The sequence below is a fragment of the Chamaesiphon polymorphus CCALA 037 genome (genome assembly GCF_003003845.1).
Taxonomy (GTDB): domain Bacteria; phylum Cyanobacteriota; class Cyanobacteriia; order Cyanobacteriales; family Chamaesiphonaceae; genus Chamaesiphon; species Chamaesiphon polymorphus.
The window spans coordinates 1-2,202 of sequence record NZ_PVWO01000726.1; the positions used below are offsets into that span (position 1 = coordinate 1).

1 protein-coding gene is annotated in these 2,202 nt (G+C 46.3%); it reads right to left on the bottom strand.

Annotation, left to right across the window (positions count from 1 at the left end):
• Positions 1–2,202, bottom strand: a 2,202-nt coding sequence (alaS, locus tag C7B77_RS28720; RefSeq protein ID WP_106313120.1) for an alanine--tRNA ligase, incomplete at both ends; no start/stop codon positions are given.

Genomic DNA, 2,202 nt, shown 5'->3' on the forward strand with positions numbered 1-2,202 from the left:
CCCGCCGCCACCGCCGCAGATTTTGGCGATATTACCGATAAACTTCCCAGCCTGTAAACCTTTCGCATTTACACCCTTACTAAAAGCAGCAACGAGACTAACCTTATCCGGTTCGGGAATCGATGCTAGCACGATCGCGCCTTCGCCGAGTTTATTTAATAACCGTTCTGCCGCAGTTTGGAGGGCATTGGCATCGACATCGCCGAGTTCGGCGATAATAATTTTAAACTCGCCAATAGTTTGGGCTTGAGTTAGTAATTGTTCGGATTTTGCGATCGCCAGTTCGCCCTTAATCGTCTCTAATTGCTTCTGGTTGGCTTTGAGTTCCGTTTGCATTGTCGAGATCCGATCGAGGATTTCTTCTGGTTTAGCTTTAAACCGATCGCTTAATTCTTTGACTACTTTATCGCGGACATTGAGATAGTCTAAAATTGCATTACCAGCCACCGCTTCGATCCGTCGCACTCCCGCAGCAACACCTGCTTCAGAGATGATTTTAAATGCGCCAATCTCGGCGGTATTATTCACATGAATCCCACCGCACAATTCCATTGATACGCCAGGAAAATCGATGACGCGAACGTCATCACCGTATTTTTCACCGAACATAGCGACGGCACCTTTAGCCTTAGCTTGAGCGATCGGCATCACTTCAATTTCGGCGGAATGTGCTTCGGTAATCCAGGTATTTACCAACTCTTCCACCTGTTGAACTTCGTCAGGTGTGAGGGGGCGAGGAGAGTTAAAATCGAACCGCAATCGATCGAATGAAACTAACGAGCCTGCTTGCGAAATTTCAGGATCGACGAGTTGTTTTAAAGCGGATTGTAATAAGTGAGTCGCGGTATGATTTGCTTGAGCGCGACGACGACAAGCTGTGTCGATTTGGGCGGTAATTGTATCGCCAACTCGGAGACTTCCACGTTCTATCGATCCAAAATGCACGAAGAAATCTGACTCTTTTTTGACATCATCGATGCGGACTAATAAATTATCGCCTGATAAGTAGCCTCGATCGCCAATTTGTCCGCCAGATTCGGCATAGAAGGGACTTTTATCTAAGACGATTTGGACGTTCATTCCCGCATCTGCTTCGTCGCGAACTTCGCCAGCTAATAATAATGCGACAACTTCGGCAGTACTATGATGTTGGTGGTAGCCGATAAAATCAGTTACCTGAATTGTGCCTGCAAGTTTATCTAACGAACCTTGAACTGTGAGATCGATACCTCCATGGGTATCGGGAGTATTTTTGATATCTTCCTCCTTCGCCCGATCGTAACCCTCAACATCCACCGTCAAACCTTGTTCTTCAGCAATTTCCTGAGTTAATTCTAATGGGAAACCATAAGTACCATATAACTTAAAGGCATCTGCACCATTAATTTGGGTGACTCCTTTTGCGTTGACATCGGTAATTAAATCGGCTAAGAGCTTCTCACCACGTTCCAGGGTTTTGAGGAATTGAGTTTCTTCTCGTTCTAATTCTGCTTTGATACTATCAGCTTTCGATCGAACATTTGGATATGCAGATTCCGATAACACGATCGCTGTTTCGGCTACCTTAGTTGTAAAGTGGTCGCTAATTCCGATCGAGCGACCGTGACGGACAACCCGTCTTAATAAGCGGCGTAAAATATAACCGCGCCCGACATTAGATGCCCGAATTCCATCGGCATTCATGTGGACGATCGCGCGAATATGATCGCCGATTACTTTCAACGAAGTCTTGGTTTTTTCGTCGCTATTAGCATAGTCAATTCCAGCAATTTCTGCCGCAGTTTGGACGATCGGAAAAATCAGATCCGTCTCATAATTATTCGGCACATCTTGCAAGATTTTCGCCATCCGCTCCAAACCCATTCCCGTATCGATGTTCTTATTCGCTAACGGCGTGAGATTGCCATCGACATCGCGGTTGTACTGCATGAACACTAGATTATAAAACTCGATAAATCTAGTGTCATCCTCCAAATCGATATGTTCGTTCCCCAATTCGGGATGGAAATCGTAATAAATTTCCGAACAAGGCCCACAAGGCCCCGTCGGCCCCGACACCCAAAAATTATCATCCGCTCCCATCCGCTTGATTCGGAGGGGATTCACGCCAATTTTGTCGCGCCACAGGGCAAAAGCTTCGTCGTCATCTTCAAATACGCTGACAACCAACCGCTCTGGCGGCAGATTGAATACCTTCGTCGA